Source organism: Paenibacillus sp. 2003, from assembly GCF_031455635.1.
Classification (GTDB): Bacteria; Bacillota; Bacilli; order Paenibacillales; family Paenibacillaceae; genus Paenibacillus; species Paenibacillus amylolyticus_B.
The window spans coordinates 2,044,354-2,069,163 of record NZ_JAVDTB010000001.1; the positions used below are offsets into that span (position 1 = coordinate 2,044,354).

Below are 24,810 nucleotides of genomic sequence, written 5' to 3' on the forward strand. Positions count from 1 at the left end.
ACGATGTGGTCCTTTTTATCCGATTATATTGTACGTAGCACTGGATTTCCTCAACATCTGATGGACACGCTTTTATTTTCAGAGACGATAAATAAAATTCAACATACAACCCGGCTTAGAGAGAAATTAGAGAAAGAAAGACAATGGTTTCTCACTACATTTGATGAATGGCTTACTGCAGCACAAAACATCTATCCTCAGGGAGATCCTGTGTTTAAAAAGCTATACAAAGTGAAAACAAGAATGTTGAAAAACGCTCCTTTATTAACATTCGAGTGGCCTCAACATCTGCCTCCGGGGGACACATGGCTTAAAGAATACGAAAGACAAAGAGCAGAACTTGTGATGGAAGAAGAGAACACCTTAAACATTCTGCAAGAAGAGAAAAAAAGTAAAACAATTCAGCTACGATCCCTCTTAAGTCAACCTGACATCCAAGAAGCCATCGCTCACTCCAATCCTGAAGTATGGAATTCGCTGCACAGGTATCTGCAAAAAGACACAAATACAATGAAACCTTCCAGAAGGCGATATGAAGAACGAACTTACATTAGTTACTTACAGCGCTTTTTGTTCAAAAATGATACGACCAGTTTTTTTGGCCCACTGAATTATGGACTGTTCACAGAGCAAAAAGAAAATCTGTGTTTTACAAGAACAGGACAGATCCCTACTAGGCGACGTACATTTCTTGCATACTGGGTGGTCCAGTCTCTATCTCATCAGATCAATCGTGAAGAACTGTGGAACGATTACTTCCCACTATCGTTGCATAATAGTTTTTATCTCGACGAAACCGGAATCATGCACGCTCAGAGTGGGAAAAAAATAGGAATCAAACCGGAAATCATTAGCATTTTACAGCAGTGTGATGGACAGAAATCAGCGTACGATCTATTAGGTAACTGTTCAGCTTCTGTAGTAAAACAAATGGAACTTTTGATCCATAAAGGTGTGGTCATTCGAGGGTACAGATTAACACCATCCACGCATCATTTACTTGAGGACTTAATCCTGTTCGTCGAAAAGTTACCCGAGAGTCCATTAAGAGAAACCTGGCTGTTACATTTAGGACAATTTCAGAGATGGCAATCGGAGTACAGTAACGGGAACGCAGAGAACAAAGTTAGGATCGTTCAAGAAGCAGGAGCACTTTTCAACAAATTAACAGGCCTGGAGCCGTATCAATCATCGGGGGAAAATTACGCGGACCGCAGTTTGTATTGTGAAGAATGTGCGGGTGATGTGACCAGTTTCACGCTATCCCACCGAGCGAAGGACGATTTACAACATCGTTTATCTCCTTTATTAGATTGGGGCTGGACACTAGCGAATAAGAAAAAAAAGCTGGCACAATCTCAAGCTAAACATCTGTTCAAACAACTAATCAACGATTCAGGATCACAACACGTTCCTTTTTTAGTGTTTTTACTTGCTCTACAGCAGCAAAAATTTCAATTAGAGCTACAGGGTGAATCTCCTTCTGAGCACTTGCAAAAGTGGATTACCGAAGAAAACCTGCAACAAAGTAAAGTTGTCGAATTGAAGGATGAATGGGTGGAAAATGTAATTGAGCTTCCAGAAGCAGAACAATATGTATGTGTCACATCCCCAGATATCATGATTCAAGCCGAAAGTATAGATGAGATTAATCAAGGGAATTTCCAGTGGATTATCGGTGAAGTTCATTGGGGTACACAAGGGATGAGCAATCTGCTGTATTATCATCCTAATCGAGATAAATGGATTAAAGAAGTCACACAGGCGATTGAGCGTTTACCCAACGGAAAGCAAATCGTAAATGTGGTGTTAAAGCAGAGAGCCGGAAAAAACTTCTTTCTAGAAATATTTGAACGAAGTATTACACTCATGGGTCATTCGGGGAAGGACAAAGATAACGTATTGTCATTTAGTCAACTATACGTGGTAGAAGAGAACGAAGAGCTAGTGATTCGGGATATGCATCATGAGCGAATCATTCCACATATGGGAGAACCAGATGATTTGGTATCGCTAGTTTTCTCCGAACCGAACGTCGTGGTGCCCAAATTTATGCTTTCTGAACATACACCACGTATTCTGTTTCGTGACATCGTCCTGCAACGTGAAACTTGGACAATGTCAACCGAGGAGTGGCATACTATTTTGGCGGCGGACGAGGATAAGCGGTTTGTCGAAGCTTGGATATTAAAGGAGAAGTATCAGCTTCCTGATGAGGTGTTCGTTCGTCTGAAGGGCGAGCTAAAGCCGTTCTACATTCATTTTAAAAATTATTACTTAGTTGATCTACTACTTAAACATCTGGTTCCAGAGGAAAGTGTAACCTTTAGTGAATTACTACCGAACCGAACGTCGAATTGGTTTCAAAATGAGAAGGGAAGTTATTGTTGTGAACTCAGGGGCATTATGATTCGCCCTCCAATAAAGCAGAACAGCCTTAAGGAGGAACCTCAGCATGCTGTTATCCAATCGTGAGATGAAGTGGACGTTGATGGATAGAATGATCCTTCGTACAACAGGTTTCCCATTTCAGATGGTGGAGAAGCTGAACTCTAAAACTACAGCGGTCTCATTAGAGCATTGGGAACATATTCAACAGCGCAAAGAAGAGTTGGCTAAAACATATCTTCTAACCATTTACGATCGGATGATGAGCTGGGAATGGAGCCAGGTGGGAGAAGAGCAACAGTATAACAAGGTAAAAAAGGCCAGAAGGCACTTCCTTAAGAGAACCCCGATTCCAGAAGAAGTGGTACGTTGGTGGTTGTCGAGAGATTATCCAAAGGAATGGCAAGAGATTCCTCTTATGTGGAACGCTTTTTTCCATAAAGAATCAGAGGTTTTGTTAGAGGCAAAGGGAAAATTTGAAAACGAGTTTGGCAAAATAAGAGCAGGAATCATGGAAGTTACAGCAGATCCCCATTTCCAAGAAGCCGTATATTTTAGCAGCCCATCTGCATTTCAAGCATTGGAGCGGCATATGAAATTATGGCAACAATCTGGCGAGGAAGGGCCTGCCCTAAATAAAGAGGTTCGAAAAAATGAATCTTTAATCTTTGGATATTTGCAACGGTTTTGTACGAAAAACGATACCACCAGCTTTTTTGGTCCGATTAATTATGGACGCTTTGATCGAAATAATGCCCATTCGCTTGAGATAAAACATACGGAAGGAAGAAAATTGCAAAGAAAAGCCGCTTCCTTTAGTCAGTGGTGCATTCGTGCAATGACTTCCAGAATCAGCAGCGATCCGGCTGTACGGAGACATATTGCCCCTAGGAAAAATCCGTTAGTAACTATTGAAGATAACAGGTTGAAATATCATTTCACAGACAGAACAAGGACGCTTCCAGATGTCTATCTCTCTTTGTTACAACATATAGACGGCCAAACAAAGCCCGATGAGTTGTCTCGTTTAACAGAAGTACCGACGGAGAACATAGAGTATATGCTAGGACAACTTAAAAAAATTGAAGTGATTCGTCATGAAATTGAACTTTGTGCAACAAGGGTTCCATTATTAGAAGATTTACAGGGAATCGTAGAGCAATTGCCTCCTGCTGCTCGAGATCGTTGGGTTTCGTTTGTGAAAGAAGCTGTCACACTGAGAGATCAATTTGAAGCTTCTGATTGGCCTGAAAAAGCCCGTGTTTTTGAAGCAGCAGAACAGTGGTTTGAGTCCTGGCATCCAGATGAGGTTCGGCGTAAAGGCGGCACGCTCTATGGTGATCGGCTGATTCTTACCGAAGATTGTGTTGGCAGTGTAAACCATTTACAGATAGGCGGCAAGCTTTACGAGCGGCTATCTAAACAAAGTGTGCTTGTATTGGAATTTCTAAAGATCCCTGCCGCCTTACGCTGGTTAGATTATCAAGAAGCTGCCCTTGGTATTTTTGACGAATTAAAAGAAGAGAGAAGCTCTATAGCTTACACCGAGATCATTCATAGATTGGATGATCCTGGAGTCCCCTTTGTTTCATCGAGAGTGAAGGAATTTGAAGAAAAAGCAAGCTCTTTACTCACAGAGACATCGGAGGGGTATGTTCTTGATGAGCAACAAGTGACGCAGCTAATTCGAGAATATGAAGATACGATAGATCAAGTATATTCCCATGCACCGTTTAGTTTTCCTAGCCCAGATCTCATGATTGCAGCCCATTCAATGAAGGACTTGGAAGAGGATACCTATCAGATTGTACTAGGGGAAATTCATGATGACTGGAGCACGATTTATGATGGGGTATTTGGCTTCTATCATCCTGAAAATGAGGCACTGAAAAAAGAGATGCAGGATTTTATCTCTGCTTTCCCGTTGTCACATCAAATGTCTAGCGTTGTTTCGAACCGAAGACATAAACACATCACTCCAGAGTTACCGGGTTGGACCATTGAGCTGGCCTCAAAATCGATCAAAAGCAGTAGGCAAGTTATTCCTATAGGCGAAGTGAACGTTGTAAAACAAGGAGAACGTTTAACTCTGGATTATCGAGGGAAGGAAATCATCCTGTATCCCGGGGATGTCAGAACCATAGCTCATGGGGCATTCTCTTTACCCAGAATCATTTCGATAGACCTTTTGGACACGCTGGAACATACACCGTTACCTCGAATTTATATTGGAGAAATGGTGTATCAGCGGAAAAAATGGAGGATAAACACACAGGATTATAAAAGCACATCGATCCCCTCTGGATATGAGCTTCTAAAAGAAGGGTACAAGTTCAAGGCTGCTTATCACCTTCCAACGCAGTTCTTTGTCAAATGGTCGAATACTGAAAAGCCAGTATTTGTAGATATCCGGAATTACTGGGCTTTAGATTGGTTGTTTCGTATGATGAAAAATTCGTCTTCTATTGAGATCACCGAATTTTTACCCGGAGCAGAACAGCTATTTTGGGAAGGTGAACATGGTAAGCAAACCTGTGAATTCAGAATGGGATTTACTTACTCCCATCAACCATTTCCAACAAAGTTAGAGGGTGTGTTAGCTAATGAATCTGTTAACAGATAATTCTAAAAATACTTCTCTGCGTGAGCATAGTCATTCCGGTGGTTGGCAGTGGTTCGAACATTTTGTTCTGAGAAGCACAGGTTTCCCCTTTGAATGGTTGGCTGATTTAAGAATGGAGCAAACCTTATTTCTGTTGAGCCAAGATTCAGAGGAAGAGCGATTACAAGCGGTCTTTGAAAAAGAACTCGCTGAAAAAAGATCAAAACTTAAAGACAAGTTTGATACGGAAGACTTTCGGCAGGCTATTTTTATATCGAATCCGGACATGTATCCACATATTGATCGATATATGCATCACTTTTCACCTTCCCAAAGACCTTCCAAGGTGAAAAGGATTGAAAAAAAACTGTTCACTTATCTTCAGCGATTTTGCGCTAAAAATGAATCGGCTAGCTTTTTTGGTCCACTGAATTATGGAAAGGTAAATCGTGAAGAACCTCGCTACTGGACTGGAGAATGGGATCAGAATAGCTATTTACAAGATAGAGAGTCCTTTATAGCCTATTGGGCTGTTAAGGAACTCATGAAAGCCGCGGGGGCTGAGAAGGAACTTAGTCCCTATGTCCCGTTGCACATCTCTGCTTGGACTATTTTAGAGGAAGAACACATTTTAACCTCATCAGAGAATCGAATCAAACTACCCGAACGGTTAATGTCTATTTTGCGCTATATTCAGCAGCATTCACCATGTCTTGCGCAAGTAATTGAGGCTCATATCGATATTTCACCTGCACAAATTGAAAACTGGATCAATCAACTGGTTTCAAAAGGTGTTTTACGTAAGGAATGGGTAATTCCATCCACATTGGTTCATCCACTATCTGTTTTTTTAGAACAGATTCGATCACTGCCAGATCATAAAGTAAAAGAAAAATGGTGCCGTGAATTGGAGGAGCTATCTAAGATTACGGAGCGTTTGGCCGAACAAAAAATAACGTCAAAGATTGAACTCGTCAGAAAACTTGAAGAAAAATTTGAGCAGCTGACTGGCAAGCCAAGCCGACGCGGCAAAGCATCTTTGTATGCAGACCGGTTTGTTTATTATGAAGACGCCCACGGGCATATTAAACAATTTACTTTAGGAGAACCCTTTATTCAAGATTTAGAATCCAAACTCTCTGGTGCTCTGAATCTCAGCGCAGCATATGGAGAAGAAGTATGGAACCACTATCAACTGCTTGGAAAAAATGTGTTCGAAAAAATGCAAACTGTACATCATCAAGAAATTCCTTTTTCCAAATTTATAGAGCAATTAAGAGAACACTATCCAGATATACCAGCTCTGCCGTCATTTTCGTTTACGCAACAGCTAGAAGAAATGGTTGAAGAGAACGGATCAGAATTGAAGAAAGTTGAGATTTCTTCCAAACTGTTGCCAATACAACACTCCAATCGTTCGTTATATGCTTTACCGGATTTGTTCCTTCAGGCCAGTAATATTGAAGATTTACAAACGGGCAACGTAGAAATCATTCTGGCCAAGCTGCATCATCATTTATTGATGAATAACTGGATGACCCATTTTTATCAAGACAAAGAAAGTCTTGAGACGGAGCTGCTCCAACTATTAAGAAAGGTCGATCTGGCTGATGGGACTACGCTGGCCGGAATCGAAGTGATGAGAAGAAATAAAGCCTTTTATGACTATCCATCCAAAGTCGTTGAAATTGCGGAGAAGCCTGCACAGGGCAAGGAGTCCATCAAATTGTCCGAATTGGTTGTAGCAAAGAATGATGAGGAAAACCTTGTGCTTCTGAGAAAAGGCACTTTCGAACAAATCGAGCTCTATGTCCCCCTAGCTGACCAAGTATTTTATTTGCCTTTTGCCATGTTTAGTAAACCGATGCTGCTCCATGTTCCTATATCTACGGGAAAACATACGCCTAGAATTGTTATCGATGGTGTTGTTTATCAAAGGGAGCGTTGGAGCTTTGAAGCAGCCCCCTTACATCTAGCATTCAAAGGCTTGCATAGCGTTGAGTTGATGAAAAAGGTAGAGGGATGGAGAACAAGTGAGGGGCTTCCGGACATCATTTATATGAAAGGATCTGAGGTTAGAAAACCCTATTGGATTGATTTTAAAAATTATTTTTCCCTTGAACTCATGCAACAAATTGTAATGGAAAATGCAAATGTGATGATAGAAGAGATGCTTCCCGATCCTGATCATCTGTGGTTAAGCTCTACCAAAGGAAGCCATTCTTGTGAGCTCAGAATGGGCGTATACAAAATTGGAACAAAGGAGGTGGAAGGCCATGCATAAGGAACCTTCTGCCCTTGTTACACATGATGAAATCAGGCTTGGTATTTCCTTTGAAGACAAACTGTTCCATTCATTTTACGGGTTAAAGGAATGCTGGTGGCAGCTTCAAGATGTTATTGAGAGACATTATCCAGAGTTAAAGCAACAATTTTCAGCTGAGTTACAATTTTTGTTCCCGGAGACATCTTTAAATAAGCATACAGAACCCCTAGAAGCGCTGGCTGCAGGTTCTTCCGAAAGAAGATTATCCAAAGAATCTGAACAGATCTTTCGCCTAGTTTGGGGCATATCCAAGTTAATTCAGCTTGTGAGTTATCATAGACCTCTTCAAATCCGTTTTTATAACGTAGCCGAGGCAGACAGGGTGAGCCTTCAATTTATCAGTTATCTCTCTTCTCAGAAGGGAAATATAGATCTGCAGGTACACGTTGGCGAGGTTCCAACAAGCTGGGATGAAGAATGCAAACTTTTGCGCGATGAACTTCTACAGATGTGGAAGAAGAACCTTCATGAGACCGAAGAAAATGAAGAGAGAAAGAAGCCAGTGAACAAAAACCGGTCATTGTCCTTTGATGAGAAAACTGCATTATCGTGGTTTCAAAATAGGGAATCCATGCACGCATACGATATGGAGGAAATCATCCAACGGTTTGTTATGGGCGGGAATTATGAGGCTGCTCTAACGTTGATTCAAGGAGGAATCCATACGGTTTGCGATAAGGAACGACTAGCAACCTTATGGATGAAAAAAGGACTAGTATATGCCTTCTGCGGAAACTACAGCAAAGCAATCGTTTGTTATAAGCATCTATTTTCACTTTCAACGAGTCCTCAAAAGCGAACTGCAACCTGTATGTACCTGGCTCTGCTCTCTAGCAAACGACTAGATCAGGAAGATGAGGCTCAGTCTTGGATTGAAAAAGGGCTGCAAGAAGCTGTACTGTTGGAAGGGAAAGAAGCAGATATTGAAAAAGGTTGGCTTTATAATGTTCGGGCTTTGTCTGCTTTCCGGGAGAAGAACTATCGTGAGGCTTTACAATACAGTCAAGCTGCCTTAAAACGAATTATGAATCATCAGGCAGGAGATGCACTTCATTTAAAAATTAATGTCATTTCCAATTTGAGCGTACTTTTTGAAAAGATGGGTTTGAGCGAAAAAGCGCTGACAACCTGGCAAAAATTCGAACAATTTATAACACACGGCACGACTGCAGCATTTAGCAAAACCTATTACTTCCGCTTGGGGGCACTTCAAGTAGCCAGCGGCCAACAAAAAGAGGGTATTGCTTATATCACGCGAGCTTATGAAATTGCCAAAAGAATTGATGACGTTTTTCATGCCGCCTTTATCGCACAAGAGCTAGCCATTTATTCATACAATGACGATGATTTTGCCCAAACTGTGCACTGGCTGGAACATTCGGCTTCTATGGCTTTAGAGTTTGGTGATGAGGCCTTTGCTTCTCTTCAGGTGAGAAGAATCAAGTTAGTCCAACAAAATGAATCCTTGATAATAAAGCAAGAATTGGATCTGGGTTCACCGTTGACGAAAATCGGCCGTCCCTTTTATCCGATCCATATTCCTAATCCGTTAATCCAACAGTAATTAGAATATGATGTTTGGAGGTATGAACAGGATGAATATCAAAAAGAGTGTGGACTGGACGTTTGTATCCAAACTTGTCGTCAGAAAAACGGGGTTCCCTTTTGAAACACTAGAGCAGCTCCACTGGAACGAAACCATTCAGCAGCTATCTGAGATTACTACCTTAGAGAAGGACAAGCAATCTCTCACGGAACATTTATTGCATGACATCATTCCTCAGACGGTCAACCTGCATGCAGAACAGAATCAGAAATCGATTTTACACGTATTATCCCGAGTTAGAAAATATCTAGCTAAACATACGATACGAACACGTGAATTAGAGGAAGTGAACCAATTCTTTACTATGGATCATCCTTTGCGTAAAGGTTTGCACCAATGGCTTGATATGGATCTGCATATCCAAGAAAGCATGAGACGGACTGAGGCAATATTTTATGAAGAACTCAAAATGAAAAGGCGACAACTTCAAGAGATATTCAAAGATCCTTATCTGGCGGAGGCTGTTTATATTTCTAATCCGGATGTATTTAATATATCCTATTCCCGTTTTATATCCCATCAGGAGTATGAGAGTCGCCCTTCAAAAATCAGAACACTGGAAATGCGTTTTTACTCCTATTTGCAGCGTTTTTGTTCAAAAAATGATACGGCCAGTTTTTTTGGGCCAATGAATTATGCAGAATGGGATATGGATTTGGACAAGTCCATGCATTTTGAAGCGAAGTCGGGTAAATTTGAAGAACGTGTCATCCATTATTCCTTCTGGATGGTTAAAGAGCTTGCCAAACGTATAGCCGAAGAGCAGGAGATCAGCAACTTTCTGATCCCTAGACTGCACCCGATGTGTGCACTGCAACAAAATAAACTGTTTTTTTTACACCTGAATAAAGAAATTTCACTTCCCAATAAATACGATGCGATCATACAAGAAATATCGAGGGAAGAGCTAAATCTTCATCAATTGTCAGAAAAATTGGATCTCAGTATTTCTGAACTTCGTCGGTACATTAAACAACTGGCCGATAAAAATATAGTTCTATTTGAAATCGAAATCCCTTCCACTATTTTTGATCCATTTAGCTATTTGCTCTCGTGGTTAGAGGAGCTTCCGTTAAACGAAGAGAGGAAGAGAACATGGCTTGAGATTTTGGAACAGTTTAAACAATTGAAAGAAGAGGCATTGGCAAAAGATTTAAACCATCGGCAAGATGTCACCCGGCGCATGGAACAATTATTTGAAGAAGTAACTCATTCGTCTGCACGGCGAAGCCAAGGGCAAATGTATGCGGATCGAACGTTATACTACGAGGAATGTAAGGGAACCATTGAGAAACTTTCTTTTGGCAAGACTTTTTATGATGATTTTATGAAAAAGCTCAAACCAGTGCTCGATCTAAGCGCCGCCTTCGGCGATGTCATGAGAGATTATTATCAAACCATTGCACATCGTATCTATGAGCATATAAAGGACCATCGAAACCATATTCCATATTCAGAATTTATATATAAATCCCAGACCTTATTAGCTGAAGCAAAGGTTGACCTTTCTTTTCCTGCATTAACTCAATTTAATGAGCTACTGGATGAGTTGGTTCAGAAGCGTCAGGAAGGTTCAATCGCCCATATAACCTCTGAGGATGTCGAGCAATTTAATCGCTTCAGGAAATATGAAGAGTGTCATACTTCTCCAGATGTGATGTTTTCAGCTAAGGATCTAGATGCACTATCGAGAGGGGATTACCAAGTCATATTGGGTGAGGTCCACCAATTTATTGCGATGTGGGGCTCACAACTTCTCTTTGATGCTAGAAGAGAGCAGGTGAATGAGGAGATTAATGACATGCTCTCCGATATGCCCATGTACCAAAATCTCTCTGTCATATTGAATACAAGAAGGCACAAAGGGCTTATCCATGAAACTTTCCCGGGTACGATTATCAAACTATTTGGCACGCCTTCAACAAGAGCGCAAGGCGTGGTGTCGATTCGTGATTTATATGTGATGTATGAAAATCAGGAAGTGAAATTAATAGATCAAGATAAAAGACAGCACCACTTATACAACAGCGGAGACGAGAACATTCATCTATGGGCTTTTGCTCCCTCGCGTGTGAGTTCACCAGTTATTCGCACTTCCAAACATACGCCAAGGATTGAAATTAACGGTGTCATTTTTCAGCGCGAACGTTGGGAGTTTGGAGACGAACAATTAGAAGGCTTACGTAACGGAAAAAATTTGTTTGAGATTTTTATTGAAATGCAGCGTCTCCGGGATAAATATCAGCTTCCGCGATATGTGTTTTTCAAGGTGAACTCGGAGAAAAAGCCGTTTTTCTTTGATTTTGAAAATTGCTTCGCGATCGAATTGCTCCATAGTTTACTTAAAAAAAATGAAACTGTGACTTTTATTGAAATGGAGCCCTCACCCGATCATTTATGGCTTAAGGATGAGGAGGGCAAGTACTGTTTCGAAATGAGGGGAACTGTTTTTCAAAAAGGGGCATCCGCATCAGAACGATTAGGAGGTGGGCGATATCGCGACTCCAAAGTGGGAGCACTTTCCTGAGTTTATTCTACGCTCTACCGGATTTCCAGCGGAATGGATTGAAAGACTTCGTTTTGAGAAGACGGTTAAAACGTTTCATCAACGATATGAGATTGAGAGAAATATAGAGCAGCGTATCACTCATATGAAGGAATTAGAACGAGTTAACTGCATCTCAGACGCAGCACTTCCTTTTTGGAAAAAAGCACGTAAAACGATTGCCAAAAGAAAACCAATAAATTCAGAACTCATTTCGAGCCTGGAGACTGAGGGATTAGACACAAACGTATTACATGAATTAAAGCATTATCAAATGAACGTGGAACGTTTGGAATTCATCCGTGAAGTAAGTGCTCAAGTATTCAGAGAGGAGCTCGCTTTAAAACAATGTGAACTACAGGATATCTATAAGGACGTGCGATTACAAGAAGCTGTTTTTCAACAAAGTCCATCCATGTATAAGAATGCATTACTTCCCTATTTGCAGAATGCTTTAGTGAAAAGAAATGCAGATGTTAAGCGAACAGAGAGGCAATTAATCTCCTATCTTCAGAGGTTTTGCACGAAGAATGAAACCACAAGTTATTTTGGTCCTATTCAATACGGCAGATTAGGAGAGATAAACGAAGATGTGAAATATAAAGTTTTGGATCAAGAAAGGGAACGGAGAGCTTTTCTGCCGTACTGGGCAGTTTCCAGTTTAATAAATGTATTAAAAATCAAAAAAGAGCTCAGACCCTATTGTAGCGTGAAATTATCTTACCTGCTCAAGAAGGAGGGCTCCACACTTTATTTTCCTCATTCAGGGAAACGAATTGTACTTCCGGAGCGTTATCATCCCTTAATTGCGGGATTGTCTCATGATTTTCAAACCATATCCGAGCTGGCAAATCATTTAAATTGGACGATTGAAGAAACAGAACCACTGCTGTCTCTGCTCGAGAGCAAAAAGTTGGTTGATATTGAAATACCAATTCCCGTCACCGAACCGGATGCCTTACGAAGTCTAAGAGAGTGGATCAATAACCCAACCTTACCGCCTCACCCGGACGTGATCTTATGGAGACAAAGGATCAATTGGCTATGGGACTTAAAAAGTTCATATCCCTCGTTGGTGTTGGAAGACAAAATACATGAATTAACACGACTTGAGACGTCTTTCATGGAATGGACAGGGGAAAATCCTAGAAGAAGTGGTGGAGCTATATATGCTGACCGCACTCTTTTATATGAGGAGTGCCATGGTCCATTAGACGAGGTTCAAATCGGTGGGAGCATTGAAGGTGTGATCCGAGAAAGTGTGCCTAAATGGCTAAACCTCTGCGCTAAACATGGACAAGAAAAGGATGAAATGCAGCAAAGGCTCGCGAAAGAGATATTCACCACCTTGTATCCGTCAACAGAAGAGGTGCCGTACCTGAAATTTATATATGATGTCACACAGCATCCTGAAACCCAGCACTGGGAAAATCGATGGCGTAACATACGAACGGATATAGAGCAACAAGTGGAAGCCTTTGTGAAAAAAAGCGATGAATTTGTTGTTGCTCTTCCCGATGATACATCCTACGAGTTTGATCCAGACCTCGGCTGGATTAACTCTCCCGATCTTATGCTAGCCAAAAGGAACGATGGCACGTATCAAGTTATCCTTGGGGAAATTCACGATACCGTTATGCTATGGGGATGGGCATTGCAATTTCATCGTGATGAAGAACAGCTTACAGCACAAATAAAAGAGAAAATCAAAAACAGTACAACAAATCAACATATGTTGAATTTACTATCCAATAAAAGGTTTAAAATTGTTCCCTTCGAGTATCCTGGCATAACCGCACAAATGAGTAGTATATCGAATAGTTCAAACCAAAAGATCCCCCTGGCTCATGCGATGGTCCAGTGTTTGGAGGACGGCGTTGTTTTATCCCTACCTGATGATGATGGAGTTTATCGTACTTACAACGGTGAGCTTCATACCATGGTGCATTCTTTCTTTTCTTTACCTAAGGCGGTGCCTTTTGTTGTCAATACAGGCGCATTTACGCCAAGAATGATGATGGGGGATGTGGTCGTGCAAAGAGCTACATGGCGGATCACAAAAGAGACCTTCTGGAATGGTGTATATCCAGGCTCTTCCATCGAACTTTTTTATGATGCATTCAAATATCACGTGGAAAACAGACTTCCCAACGAAGCATTCGTTAAAATAGCCAATCAACCGAAACCCTTTTATGTTCATTTTGATAACTACTTTCTTCTTGAGATGTGGAATGCTTTTTGGACTGAAGAGGAATGTACTTTAAGTGAAATGTTACCTGGTCTGAGCGAGACATGGCTGACTAAAGGTAATAAGCAACGCCACACGGCCGAATTGAGATTAAGCTACTTTGTTGAAAGGGGAAATGGACATGACTCTTCCGATTAAAGTAATCTATCCACCTTTAAAAGATCCCTCCGAGATTCCTTTTCTGTTAACGTCCTGTATCTCTTCTGTACGAGCTTCTCATATGGAGATTGAATTAGTAGATGCAAATCTTCTGTTTTGGAACCATATGTTAGACTCGCATGCTGTAACAAAACGATACCAACATCTTGAAAATGAATGGAACAGCTTGCATACTCAAAATGAAATTCAAGCAAAGGATCAAGAGTATGTGAGAGGCCTGCTTAGAGCCTTTTTGAGAAGGGAAAGCGTAGAGAAGAATCTTCAAGAAGCTATTCAAACGATGAAGACGAAATGCGATGTGCGTGAACGAGAAGAGGCAAGGAATCTTATCCGTTATGCAATAGAGCTATTTCAACTCCCTTTTCTTCCTACTCAATTAGCAATGAACGATGTTAATTTACTGTATTCCACCGAGAGTACAGAACAACTGGAGAAGAGTGTACAGGACAACAAAACGAATCCGTTTAAACCCTTCTTGGAATCGATAGTAGAACAGGAAGAGAGGGAATGGGTCATATGGATTGAATCAGATCAACAATTAGTTCCGGCCTATACATTAACTGATTTTATTCGTGAGAAGAATAAAGATGCGCGTATTTCATGGGCAGGTCCGTTCTTTTCAGATTTTGGTAAAAACGTAGTAAACCATCCTCCTATGAACATAAACCAGGTTATAGCTGTTAGACATCCTCAAGATTTCATCCAGGATAGGAGCTCCAAGCAAACCATCAGCTGGGGATTCGGAGAGTTAGAAGCAGATGAATATTGGACTCCCTATCTAGATATTCGGGTGCAGAAGAACTGGATGCACGAAGATTCACTTTTTTCTTGGTTATCCGACAGCAAGCACATCGAGAATAAACGTCTTTACTTGTACGAACCTACCACCGTAAAAGAAGCCCTATATTTTGGAGAACGCTTGGAAAAATCTCATATTAAGATCTCTTGGGGGATATATTTAAAGTTTGATCAATCCTTGAATGAGGATGAGGTGAGGTGGCTTAAGAGTAGGGGGCTAACATGGATTCACTGGGAGTTGAAAGGTTGGCTCGTTAGAGATCATGTTGATCAGATCAAGCAGAAGATGCTTCAATCCTGGAGCGCATGTAGGTCGGAACAAATACCGATGTACCATTCCGTCGTCCTGGGTTATCCGCTCACTTCTCCGCAAGGGTTTACGGAATTCATATCTTTTTTAAAAGAGCATTCGGAATGCACAACTCGTTATATTCGTTTCAAAATTTTCCGTCTTTATGAAGGAAGCAACTTTTGGAACGAATCTAAAGACTATGGAATTGAATGGATAGCTGAGAAAAACCCAGAGAAAGACATTCAACGCAGTTATCATTTCCTCACTGAAACGGGTTGGGACAGTGAACGTTTTCTTCCCTTTGCCTCTTCGCTTGTGGGTGAGCTTCAGCAAAAGGAAAGATACGACTTTCCTCGTGATGTGCTGGCTGTTGATGATACGGAACTTTTCATTGAAACACCTAGGTTAGCAGATTCAGAAGCTCAACCTGTACTGAAGGAAGATTTGCAATTGTCGCTTTCTCCTTCATGTAAAATGTACACTTTGCCTTACTCACTATCTGAATTAGAAAAGAATATGCACCCCACCGTTCCAGGCCAAGAAAAAGAGTACCCGTTCGAAGTTATTCTAAGAAAAGACACACGTGTCTTATATGACTGTAAAAAAGATAGCTGTATGGTAATCTCTCCTGCCATCGGAGCAGTTCTGGCACAATGCAAAAATTCAATCACTTTACGTGATTTGCTGAAAAAGTTTCCAGAAAAGCAGGAGGCCTCCGTACGAAAGTTGCTACTCAAGTTATATACGGGGGGAATATTAGTTGAAGAAACTGGAGCAACAATCTCCTCATAACGGATTCCAGGCGAGATTTTATATCTTAACTTTCTTTTGGCGCTTTATTTACCTTCTGAGAAGAGATGCCAGCTCCCTATATCATCTTGGAAATGTATATTTTGCTCATGGACATCAAATAAAAGCAATGCAATTGTGGAACAACGCCGTTGTAAAGGATCAGAGTCATTCGAAGGCCTGGCATAATTTAGTACAAGCAGCAGTTTCGAAAGAAGAATGGACACTAGCAGCCACTGGTTTGTCAGCTCTTTGCCGAATGCACCCTGATCATCTAGAATACGCCACTCTCTTTTCACAAATTCTTAAAAAGCAAAATAGGACGAATGATCTTAAGGAGCTGTATCTAAATTATGTTGATAGCGTTCATAAAAAATGGGCAACAACAGAACTTGCGCTGCTTTACATCCGTACACATCAAGAAAAAGAAGCATGCACCTTGCTTACTTCATATGTAAAAGATCATCCCCAGGATGCATATGGCTGGCGATTGCTCGGTATGAGTCATATGAAGGTGAAAAACTATCCGTTGGCTTTGGAAGCCTTACAAGAATCTTATCGCTTGCATGCCGACAACGAAGTGAAGTCCTGGATCGTACGGATAAAACTTGTGGAGAAGAAAGAGGGGGAGCGAAGTGGCTAAAATTGTTCTAATTAATGGAAGTATGAATCCCAACTCGTTAGGTAAAAAGCTATTAAATATGGCAAGTAGAATGCTGGAGAAGAAAGGGCACGATACAGAGATCATTTGTGTATGTGATACCAATTTTCCGTTGTACAGTCCGGTAGCACCCCTAACAGAAGAAATGATCACGGTTTCGGAAAAAATAAAGTCAGCTGATGCATTTATTATTTCTTCTCCGGAGTATCATGGTGGGTACTCTGGAGCACTCAAAAACTTACTCGACTACCAAGATGGATCAGGATTTAAAAATAAACCGATTGCACTGATGTCAACTTCAGGTGGAATGAAGTCAGGCATTAATACGCTTAACTCGATGCGCTTGATATTTCGGTCATTGCACGCCCATGTTATCCCTCAACAAGTCTCTGTGTGTGAGAAAGAGTTATTAGAGAATAACGAATTTAGTGAAGAAGCTCAATCACAGTTTAAAAGTGTTCTCTTAGGTTTGTTGCAAGAGGTTTCGTATCGATTCCAAAATAGATCGTGAGTGTGATGAAATGGAAACGTATGGTAATGTATTTGCCGGATTATATAATAAAAAATGGTCTAATTTTGCTCTGCAAGCAGCACCAAGAATTCTAAAATACTATGAACAGCAGGACATTAGCCGTAATAACAACCATGTTCTTGACTTATGTTGTGGAACAGGACACCTGGCTCATTATTTCCTAAAAAAAGAATATAAAGTGACGGGGATCGATCTGTCTTCGGGGATGTTGAATTACGCGAACCGCAACAATTCGAAGTATGTAGAGACGGGACAGGCTAGATTTGTACAAGGCGATGCAACGAATTTTACTTTGGAAGTGAAATTGGGTCTGGTTGTTTCAACATTCGATGCCCTTAACCATTTACCTGATATTGAAGCCTTAAAAAGATGTTTTCGTGCGGTTTATAACGTGACGGATGATCATGGGATCTTTATTTTTGATTTAAATACGAATAAAGGTCTTCAAGGATGGACGAATATCGTAATTGAGGACAATGAGGAATCGATGATTGTATCTAGAAGCTTCTATGATGAGATGAATTCAAGAGCCGTTACTCATATGACGGGTTTCTCGAAAAACCCAAATGGGTATTATGAAAGATTCGTACATTCGATAGTTAATACCTGTTTTAGATTAGATGCAGTGAAGGCCTCTCTTTTAGAAGTAGGATGGAAAAAAATCCGCTTTTCCAAATTGAAGGATTTATCAGCTTCGCTTGATAACCCGGAAGGGGAGGATCGTGTCTTTATTGTTGTAGAAAAGAACTGAGATCGGGACTGTGTATCATGGATGGTCAATTGCTGACAGATTAAACATCCCATGACGTGGAATAACTTATGGTGTTATTAACCTCGAATACTTGATTTTTCGACAGGTTGAATAAAAAATGATAAAAAACAGCTAACTATGACTATGTCCTTAGTTAGCTATTTTCTATTCTTTTTAATTTTCTATAAAAGTTATGAATCTCTTGTGAAATTCTCCATCATTCCAGCTGGATAACGGCTACCGGCTGATCCGTGTGGAAGGATCTCTTTAATACGTTGAAGATCAGCTTCTGTAAGTTTAGCGTTAGCAGCAGCAACGTTTTGCTCAACCCGCTTAACACTTCGTGTACCCGGGATCGGAACGATATCTTCTCCCTGGGCGAGAAGCCAAGCCAGTGCCAATTCGGCTACAGAAATACCTTTGTTAGAAGCCAGTTCATTAAGTTGTTCCGTTGCTCGTAAATTGTAGATATAATTTTCGCCTTGCCAGCGTTCGTCGTAACGGCGCATATCGTCTTCCGCGTACTCTTGGGCTGGTTTAACAGCACCTGTCAGGAACCCTCTGCCTAAAGGAGCGTAAGGTACTAAACCTATACCGAGTTCATTCAATGTCTTTCGTATATTGTTGTCCTCAATCTCGCGTTCGAATATCGAGTATTCAGTCTGAAGCATAGAGACCGGTGTAACCGCGTGAGCTTTACGAATTGTGTTTGAACCGGTATTGCTCAGACCGAAATATTTAACTTTGCCTTCTTTGATAAGATCTCCGACGACCCCTGCTACTTCTTCGATAGGAACATCGGGATCTGGGATATGCTGATAGAACACATCAATGTAATCAGTCTGCAGATAGCGAAGACTGTTCTCGGCTACCTTACGAATATTTTCTGGCCGGCTGTTAAAACGTGTTCCAATCTGCTCGGCTGTCATATCAAAGCCAAACTTGGTAGCCAGTACTACCTTGTCACGAAAATCCTTTACAGCTTTACCCAGCAACTGTTCATTGTGACCATTTCCATATCCATATAATTCTGCCGTATCAAAAAAGTTAACTCCAAGCTCATAAGCTCGACGAATAGTTGCTATTGCTTCATCTTCATTTGAAGGACCGTATGCCATTGTCATCCCCATCGTACCCAAACCAATAGAAGAGACTTTTAAACCATGTTGACCAAGACTTCGGGTTTGCATTTTTGTTCCTCCTTAAATAATTCTATCACCTAAGTGTTTAAAGCCTAGATAAAAAGTTATCCAATCTTAGCTCGTTCAATATGAATTTTCCTCACTGTTATTCATAGGAACAAAAAACATAATATCATGGGAGTTGAATAAAGTAAACAAAAAGCATTTAAAGTGTCTATTTAGTATAGTTTGTTTAAAATGGTGTTTATGAGCTATAATAAAATTTATAAGGGGGCAGTTAGATGGAACGGCAGATTGAAAAACAACATCAGATGAGGCAAAAGCTTACTAATAAATTGTTATTTCACGTTAGAAAAAATGGGTTTCAAGGTTTGAAAATGGATGAAATCTCAAAGATTATGGATATAAGCAGGGCGACTTTATATAAATATTTCTCTACCAAAGAAGATATTATTTCGTTTATTGTGAGTACATTTGTCGAATATATCCACGAAATTATTGAAGATTCTGATGCTGATCAAGTTTTTGTTCAGCGATTTCAGCAAACATTTGAACAAACAATCTTATTAAAAGAGTTCATCACAGACATTTTCTTAAGGGAACTTGAAAATAGTTATCCTGAGAACTATGAGCGACTAAAAGAAGCCATGAAGCAACGAGAATATCAGGAATTGGCTTTTTATGATGAAGGAATAAAAGAGGGGTTTTTTAATAAGATTGATGGTAGGCTTATCATTATGCAAGATGAGATCCTAAGTAACGTTTTAGATGTAAAGTACCTGATGGAGAACCATTTGACAGTGTATCAGGTGCTATTTGACTATTACAATCTAAAGAAAATTCAGTTGTTTAAACCTGATAAAATTAAAATGATGGATGACAACTTGATGATCCCTAGAATTGAGTGCATGGCACAAAAAATTTCAAAAAACTTATATTAATCTTAGCAAATTTGGATTATCTAATTTTTGGACAAGAACATGGTCCCATTGAAGTCGCTATTTTAGCGGCTTTTTTTATTTTATCGGTACAAGAACTTGTACCGATTGCCGGAATGGACAAGAATCAAAGAGAGGTTAAACATGGTTGGATGGGTATTAAAAAAGCGAAATATCAGACTGAAACTAGCTGTTGAAACAAGAACATGTTCCTGTTTCCGGTTAGACGCATAACTAATCATCATCTTGCCCTTCAATTCATTAAACTAACGGGCAGTATAGTTCCAATATGTGGTACTATTTGTGTAGTCATTAAGGGGGCAGGTATGGCACTGGCAAAAAGACTTTCAAGCGAAGAATGGGATGTTATATTCTCCAGTAATCTAACGAGAGCTAGGCAAACTGCCGAAATCATTCAGCAATGTTTAGGAGTACCCGTATCCACTGATGAACGTATTAGAGAGATTAATTGCGGCCTAATTGAGGGCACCACCGAGGAAGAGCGTATCACTCGTTGGGGAGCAAATTGGCGTGAGCAAAATCTTGGTATGGAAGATTTCAAAAGGTCGCAAAGCGAGGTCTAACTTTTCTCGAAAAACTGATTAAAGAATATGTTGATAAAAGAATATTAGTTATAAGTCATGGAGCATTGATTGGGCTGTCATTACAACATCTTTTGCCACAACATTTCCAAAAAACGTATATAGATAATACTTCTATAACCATTCTTACACACACTAACAACAAGTGGACATGCCAATTATATAACTGTACCAAACACCTTTAGCTATTGTGGACTAAGCTAACGGGAAACGTTAGCTCATCTGGGTCGAATTTGGTTGGCGGTAAGTTAGAATGGGGGGGATAAGATATGGAAAAGTACGGAAGTGACAAGGTACGTTTTCTAAAAGAAATAATGGATTTGATGGTACCCATAGAAGGTGGATCAATTGAACTACGCGATTTTCTTAATACAAATAAATGGCTTAGTACTGATTACACTTTATCTAACCCAGGAAGTAGTAAAAAGGCTATAACGTGGACTGAAGCTATAGAGCCATTTCATGTAATGAAGTATCCAGTAACACAGCAGTTATATCATTTTGTCATGCATGAAGAAGAAATAGAGCCGATTGTGAGTAAGCTGCCAATTACGGAAGTTTCGTGGATGGATGCTATTGCTTTCTGTAATGAGTTATCGAGAAAGCTTGGCAGGATGGAATGTTATACAGTTACAAACGAAAGTGAGAACACAATATATAACAAAATAGCGAATGGATTTCGATTACTGTCAGACGCTGAATGGCAGTATGCGTGCAAAGCAGGATCAACGGGATATCGGTATGCAAGAATTGATCAAATTGCATGGTATCAAGGAAATTCCAATGGATCTGTTCATAAAGTAGGACAGTTGCTTCCTAATCCATGGGGACTTTATGACTTGATCGGTAACGTCTGGGAATGGTGCTGGGATCTATATGATGCTGAACGATATGGGAACTATAGAGTTTTCAGGGGAGGCAGTTGGGCTGAAGTGGAGAACAATTGTGGTTCTACGAGTAGAAGGAAAAGCATGCCCAATTTCAAAATAGATGATCTTGGTTTTAGAATAGCACTTACAAATCCTTGAGAAAACGACACATCGAGTATGCTCAAGTCGTTGAGCTGACGGTAGGTGTTCAACTATCGGGAAACTATAGCTTACTGATGACCCGAAGGCAGCTGACCATTTGAAGTGACCCCTTAAAGTTAGACAAATAATTTTATGCAACTTGTTGGGCATGAGCTCGGTATTGTACCGGGCTCATGCCTTTTAATTATGACTTGATGCGTTTGTGATTGTAGTAATCCATGTATCGTGCTAGTTCTTTCTTGAAGTGGAAGTGGTCTACACTTTCAAATTCATGCCTACTGTGTAAGTAATAATTTCACCGTTATATAAGTCCAGAATAGGTAATAAATACATCTTTTCTCCAAACACCTTGAATTCTGTAATATCGGTAACCCATTTCTCATTTGGTTTTTTTGCTAGAAAATTACAATCTAGTACGTTGGGTGCAATCTTACCTATTGTTCCTTTATAGGAACGATATTTCTTCATACGCACCACGGATTTCAGGCCTAATTCTTTCATGATACGCTGTACTTTTTTGTGGTTAATTCGGTGTCCACGATTAAATAGTTCATCACGGATAAGACGATATCCATAGCGCCCCTGATGTTCCTCATAAATGGATTGAATAAGGAATTTCAGGTCTGCGTCTAGATCGGGCTTGTCAAACTGTTTCACCCAGTAATAGAAGGTACTTCGTGGGACTTCAGCGAACGCTAGCAATGCAACCACCGGGAATTCAAGCCTTAACTACGCCACCTTCGAATAACCCCTGGGGAAGAGATATTGAAAATGACAGCTGCTTCATTTGGAGACGTCCCATTTTCGTTATGTAGTTGAGTACGCCTAGTTTATAGGTTAGGGAGTAAGCTGTATAGGTTTTTTCAAAAGCTTTTAAACCGTGATATTCGTATTGCTTGATCCACATACGCAGGATTTCATGGTAATTCCTAAGGATTTCGCAATGCTTTTAATCCCTTCATTTCTTGATAAGTATTGATGAATAGCCTCTATCTTCAAGTCAAAATTAAATTTTGACAAAAAAACTGCACCTCCGATTGTTAGATGGTGTCCAACAATTGGGGTGCAGTTCACAGCGTGATCGGCTGCTTTTGTTTAACTAACGAGCAGCTTTGTTTAATGACAGTTTAATTTAGTCCTTAAAATTCCTTTATAAAAAAAGCTTGCCATAATAAATGTTTTGTCATAAAATGTTGACATATCAACGTTGATATATCAACGAAATAAACGAAAGTTACGGAGCAGTGAACTAGAGATTGCCCGTTAGAAAAGGAGAATTACAGATGACTAAGACAGCATTAGTAACTGGTGCGAATAAAGGTATTGGATATGAGATTGCAAAGCGGTTGTTAGAATCGGGGTTTCGTGTTTTAGTTGGGGCACGCGATCAGGAGCGAGGAGAAACGGCAGTAACTGCGCTCCAAGCATTTGGGGATGCACATTTGGTATTGTTAGACGTTGCTGACTTACACAGTGTTGATAATGCAGTAAAAACGATTACTGAAAATCATCCAGAGTTGTCGCTCTTGGTAAACAATGCTGGTATTCCAGGAGATATGCATAAAGTTGGATGGGAGTTTGCGGTAGAGGATCTGCAAGCAACTCATCAAGTTAACTTTATTGGTCCTTTTGCACTTTCAAAAGGCTTGCTTCCCCTATTGATTGCCAATAAAGGCACGATTCAAAATATCAGTATACCAATTGAGCCATTACCTTACTTCAATGCATTTGCCTATACAACATCTAAGGCTCCTTTGAATGTCATGACAAAGTCTTGGGGAATGAGTTTTGAGAAGGAAAATATACCTGTAGAAATTTTTACGGTGATGCCAGGGGCGGTTTCAACAGATTTAAATGGGCGTATGACAGGAGATTATGTGAAAACACCTGTTCAAGCTGCTGAATTAATCGTTAACTTTGTACTGGATGAAGAAAATCACAATGGACAGGTTATTAATTACGACGGTACTTTATCAGTATACTGAGTTTACTTATCGATGTTCTAATTTCAAATTTAAAGCCCTTCTCCACTGGAGAGAGGGCTTTTAGGTTTGGATGATACAATGGAAGAACTATAACTTAATGAACTTTTGCGAAGCCTCTAACTTAACAAAACGTTGTGTCTAAAGAGCCGAATTGCTTGTAAAATGAGAATTTAAGTTGTATATTGACAATACATTGCAAGCCGTTAGCAATAAATATGATTAAGAAAGATGTGATGGTTTTGAGTAAAGATTGGTCACAGGAGTCCACGTTATTATACGAGATGTATCGTGTAAATAACGCTATAAATACTACATTTGATAGCTACATCAGCATTAGCCAATCTCGCTTTGAAATACTCGCATTGATATATAAAGAAATCGAAATCAGTCAAGGTGACTTACAAAAAAAAGTGACACTTGACAAGGCTGCCGTCGCTAGACATCTCAAACAGCTTGAAGACCATAAAATCGTGTCTAGAAGAAAAAAAGATGAGGATAACCGTATTATTTTAGTTCAATTAACTGATTACGGAAGAGAATTAATTGAAACTTCACAAAAGGAAAAAGAACATTTTGCACAGGAACTATTAACTGATATTAGTGATACAGAGCTTACTTTACTACGAAAAATATTAGGTCAATTAAATAAGAATGTTGAACAAATGAAGGAAAAGTAATTTTCATATTTAATAAAAACACCGCCATCTTGATGACAAGATGGACGGTGTTTTTATTATAAATCAGTGTTTCAATATTTGACCCTTCCAATAACCTCATCGTATTTAAAAGATGATTCATCAAATTTCTACCCTAAAATGTTTTTTTGGATCGCTTTTATCTTCTCGTCAGTAAACACGCCTGATTTAAGTAAATCTAAAATAGAAAGAACACCGCCACTAGAACCCCAGCTTCCATCTTCAATGACTTGAAAACTTACCCACCAGCTAGGAGAAGGTTCCGGAACCTCAAGAATAGTGGTGAGACTACGTAGAATATTTTCAATGACTTCTTTACGCACCTCGTTTGGCCAATCTCCATCCATTACCAACACATTGATCGTAATGACATCACGCTCAGGCTGATCCGACAAAAGCTTACCTCCGATAGCCATGTAATCTTTTGCACGCTCTGTGAAATGGACTTGAAAGCCTTCTCTTGCAGGGGGACAAAATTGTCCAACTTCAGGGACTAATACGGCATCAGTTAGAGCTTCAGCCAAAAGAACACGTTGTTTTTCGGATATCCGTCCAGTAGGGAAATTCACATTAATAATTGTCACAAATACACTCCTTCAATGTGTTCAGAAAATAAAATGAGTCAGACACGTTTACATTTTGCCGGCAAATCAACTATAAACTCTTTCAAAAACCTTGTCAATCATAGTTATTTAATTAATATATATTATAATAATATAT

16 protein-coding genes and 2 pseudogenes are annotated in these 24,810 nt (G+C 39.9%); 15 read left to right on the plus strand and 3 right to left on the minus strand.

Features of this window, described 5'->3' with window-relative positions; all coding sequences use genetic code 11:
* Positions 1-3: 3 nt before the first annotated feature.
* The 10 genes from J2X75_RS08925 to J2X75_RS08970 are packed head-to-tail and all read left to right on the plus strand — an operon-like array spanning position 4 to position 17,697.
* Entirely contained in the window at positions 4-2,475 is a 2,472-nt protein-coding gene (locus J2X75_RS08925) for a lantibiotic dehydratase (protein ID WP_310335844.1), read from the plus strand.
* Positions 2,456-5,011, plus strand: a complete 2,556-nt coding sequence (locus J2X75_RS08930) for a lantibiotic dehydratase (RefSeq protein ID WP_310335845.1) — start codon at positions 2,456-2,458, stop codon at positions 5,009-5,011. The genes J2X75_RS08925 and J2X75_RS08930 overlap by 20 nt, the downstream gene beginning before the upstream one ends.
* A complete protein-coding gene (locus J2X75_RS08935) occupies positions 4,992-7,274 on the plus strand; it encodes a lantibiotic dehydratase (protein WP_310335846.1) in 2,283 nt (760 codons plus the stop codon). Before J2X75_RS08930 ends, J2X75_RS08935 begins: the two co-directional genes overlap by 20 nt.
* Positions 7,267-8,880, plus strand: a complete 1,614-nt coding sequence (locus J2X75_RS08940; RefSeq protein ID WP_310335847.1) for a tetratricopeptide repeat protein — start codon at positions 7,267-7,269, stop codon at positions 8,878-8,880. The genes J2X75_RS08935 and J2X75_RS08940 overlap by 8 nt, the downstream gene beginning before the upstream one ends.
* Positions 8,881-8,911: 31 nt before the next feature.
* Positions 8,912-11,449 (plus strand): lantibiotic dehydratase, encoded by a 2,538-nt coding sequence (locus J2X75_RS08945; protein WP_310335849.1) that lies wholly within the window; start codon positions 8,912-8,914, stop codon positions 11,447-11,449.
* A complete protein-coding gene (locus tag J2X75_RS08950) occupies positions 11,409-13,853 on the plus strand; it encodes a lantibiotic dehydratase (protein WP_310335850.1) in 2,445 nt (814 codons plus the stop codon). Before J2X75_RS08945 ends, J2X75_RS08950 begins: the two co-directional genes overlap by 41 nt.
* Positions 13,837-15,756 (plus strand): hypothetical protein, encoded by a 1,920-nt coding sequence (locus tag J2X75_RS08955; RefSeq protein ID WP_310335851.1) that lies wholly within the window; start codon positions 13,837-13,839, stop codon positions 15,754-15,756. Before J2X75_RS08950 ends, J2X75_RS08955 begins: the two co-directional genes overlap by 17 nt.
* Positions 15,725-16,396, plus strand: a complete 672-nt coding sequence (locus J2X75_RS08960) for a tetratricopeptide repeat protein (protein WP_310335852.1) — start codon at positions 15,725-15,727, stop codon at positions 16,394-16,396. The genes J2X75_RS08955 and J2X75_RS08960 overlap by 32 nt, the downstream gene beginning before the upstream one ends.
* Positions 16,389-16,925, plus strand: a complete 537-nt coding sequence (locus tag J2X75_RS08965; protein ID WP_310335853.1) for an NADPH-dependent FMN reductase — start codon at positions 16,389-16,391, stop codon at positions 16,923-16,925. The genes J2X75_RS08960 and J2X75_RS08965 overlap by 8 nt, the downstream gene beginning before the upstream one ends.
* A 10-nt stretch (positions 16,926-16,935) precedes the next feature.
* Entirely contained in the window at positions 16,936-17,697 is a 762-nt protein-coding gene (locus tag J2X75_RS08970; RefSeq protein ID WP_310335854.1) for a class I SAM-dependent DNA methyltransferase, read from the plus strand.
* Positions 17,698-17,888: 191 nt separating this feature from the next.
* Here the strand turns inward: J2X75_RS08970 and J2X75_RS08975 are convergent, their stop codons facing one another.
* Positions 17,889-18,887, minus strand: coding sequence for an aldo/keto reductase (locus J2X75_RS08975; RefSeq protein WP_310335855.1), 999 nt, complete (start codon positions 18,885-18,887; stop codon positions 17,889-17,891).
* A gap of 233 nt (positions 18,888-19,120) precedes the next feature.
* On the opposite strand from J2X75_RS08975, the gene J2X75_RS08980 reads away from it, so the two are divergent.
* From J2X75_RS08980 to J2X75_RS08990, 3 genes and pseudogenes are all read left to right on the plus strand, one after another.
* The gene (locus J2X75_RS08980; RefSeq protein ID WP_307535934.1) at positions 19,121-19,780 is read left to right on the plus strand and encodes a TetR/AcrR family transcriptional regulator; all 660 of its coding nucleotides are present in this window, start codon (positions 19,121-19,123) and stop codon (positions 19,778-19,780) included.
* A gap of 323 nt (positions 19,781-20,103) precedes the next feature.
* Positions 20,104-20,564, plus strand: a pseudogene (locus J2X75_RS08985) (histidine phosphatase family protein).
* Positions 20,565-20,648: 84 nt separating this feature from the next.
* Positions 20,649-21,407, plus strand: coding sequence for a formylglycine-generating enzyme family protein (locus J2X75_RS08990; protein WP_310335856.1), 759 nt, complete (start codon positions 20,649-20,651; stop codon positions 21,405-21,407).
* A gap of 187 nt (positions 21,408-21,594) precedes the next feature.
* Here J2X75_RS08990 and J2X75_RS08995 read toward each other — a convergent pair.
* A pseudogene (locus tag J2X75_RS08995) lies at positions 21,595-22,430 on the minus strand (IS3 family transposase).
* Positions 22,431-22,693: 263 nt separating this feature from the next.
* Between J2X75_RS08995 and J2X75_RS09000 the strand changes: the two are divergent.
* The gene (locus J2X75_RS09000) at positions 22,694-23,395 is read left to right on the plus strand and encodes an SDR family NAD(P)-dependent oxidoreductase (protein WP_310335857.1); all 702 of its coding nucleotides are present in this window, start codon (positions 22,694-22,696) and stop codon (positions 23,393-23,395) included.
* A gap of 233 nt (positions 23,396-23,628) precedes the next feature.
* Entirely contained in the window at positions 23,629-24,072 is a 444-nt protein-coding gene (locus J2X75_RS09005; RefSeq protein WP_397383512.1) for a MarR family winged helix-turn-helix transcriptional regulator, read from the plus strand.
* A 128-nt stretch (positions 24,073-24,200) separates the two neighbouring features.
* Here the strand turns inward: J2X75_RS09005 and J2X75_RS09010 are convergent, their stop codons facing one another.
* Positions 24,201-24,674: a tautomerase family protein gene (locus J2X75_RS09010; RefSeq protein WP_310335861.1), complete on the minus strand. Its 474-nt coding sequence runs from the start codon at positions 24,672-24,674 to the stop codon at positions 24,201-24,203.
* Between the last annotated feature and the right edge of the window lie 136 nt (positions 24,675-24,810).

Excerpts from the sequence above, each read along its gene's own strand:
- J2X75_RS08925 (WP_310335844.1), top strand. The coding sequence starts at position 4 with ATGTGGTCCTTTTTATCCGATTATATTGTACGTAGCACTGGATTTCCT.
- J2X75_RS08930 (WP_310335845.1), top strand. The coding sequence starts at position 2,456 with ATGCTGTTATCCAATCGTGAGATGAAGTGGACGTTGATGGATAGAATG.
- J2X75_RS08935 (WP_310335846.1), top strand. The coding sequence starts at position 4,992 with ATGAATCTGTTAACAGATAATTCTAAAAATACTTCTCTGCGTGAGCAT.
- J2X75_RS08940 (WP_310335847.1), top strand. The coding sequence starts at position 7,267 with ATGCATAAGGAACCTTCTGCCCTTGTTACACATGATGAAATCAGGCTT.
- J2X75_RS08945 (WP_310335849.1), top strand. The coding sequence starts at position 8,912 with ATGAATATCAAAAAGAGTGTGGACTGGACGTTTGTATCCAAACTTGTC.
- J2X75_RS08955 (WP_310335851.1), top strand. The coding sequence starts at position 13,837 with ATGACTCTTCCGATTAAAGTAATCTATCCACCTTTAAAAGATCCCTCC.
- J2X75_RS08970 (WP_310335854.1), top strand. The coding sequence starts at position 16,936 with ATGGAAACGTATGGTAATGTATTTGCCGGATTATATAATAAAAAATGG.
- J2X75_RS08975 (WP_310335855.1), bottom strand. The coding sequence starts at position 18,887 with ATGCAAACCCGAAGTCTTGGTCAACATGGTTTAAAAGTCTCTTCTATT.
- J2X75_RS08980 (WP_307535934.1), top strand. The coding sequence starts at position 19,121 with ATGGAACGGCAGATTGAAAAACAACATCAGATGAGGCAAAAGCTTACT.
- J2X75_RS08990 (WP_310335856.1), top strand. The coding sequence starts at position 20,649 with ATGGAAAAGTACGGAAGTGACAAGGTACGTTTTCTAAAAGAAATAATG.
- J2X75_RS09000 (WP_310335857.1), top strand. The coding sequence starts at position 22,694 with ATGACTAAGACAGCATTAGTAACTGGTGCGAATAAAGGTATTGGATAT.
- J2X75_RS09005 (WP_397383512.1), top strand. The coding sequence starts at position 23,629 with ATGGTTTTGAGTAAAGATTGGTCACAGGAGTCCACGTTATTATACGAG.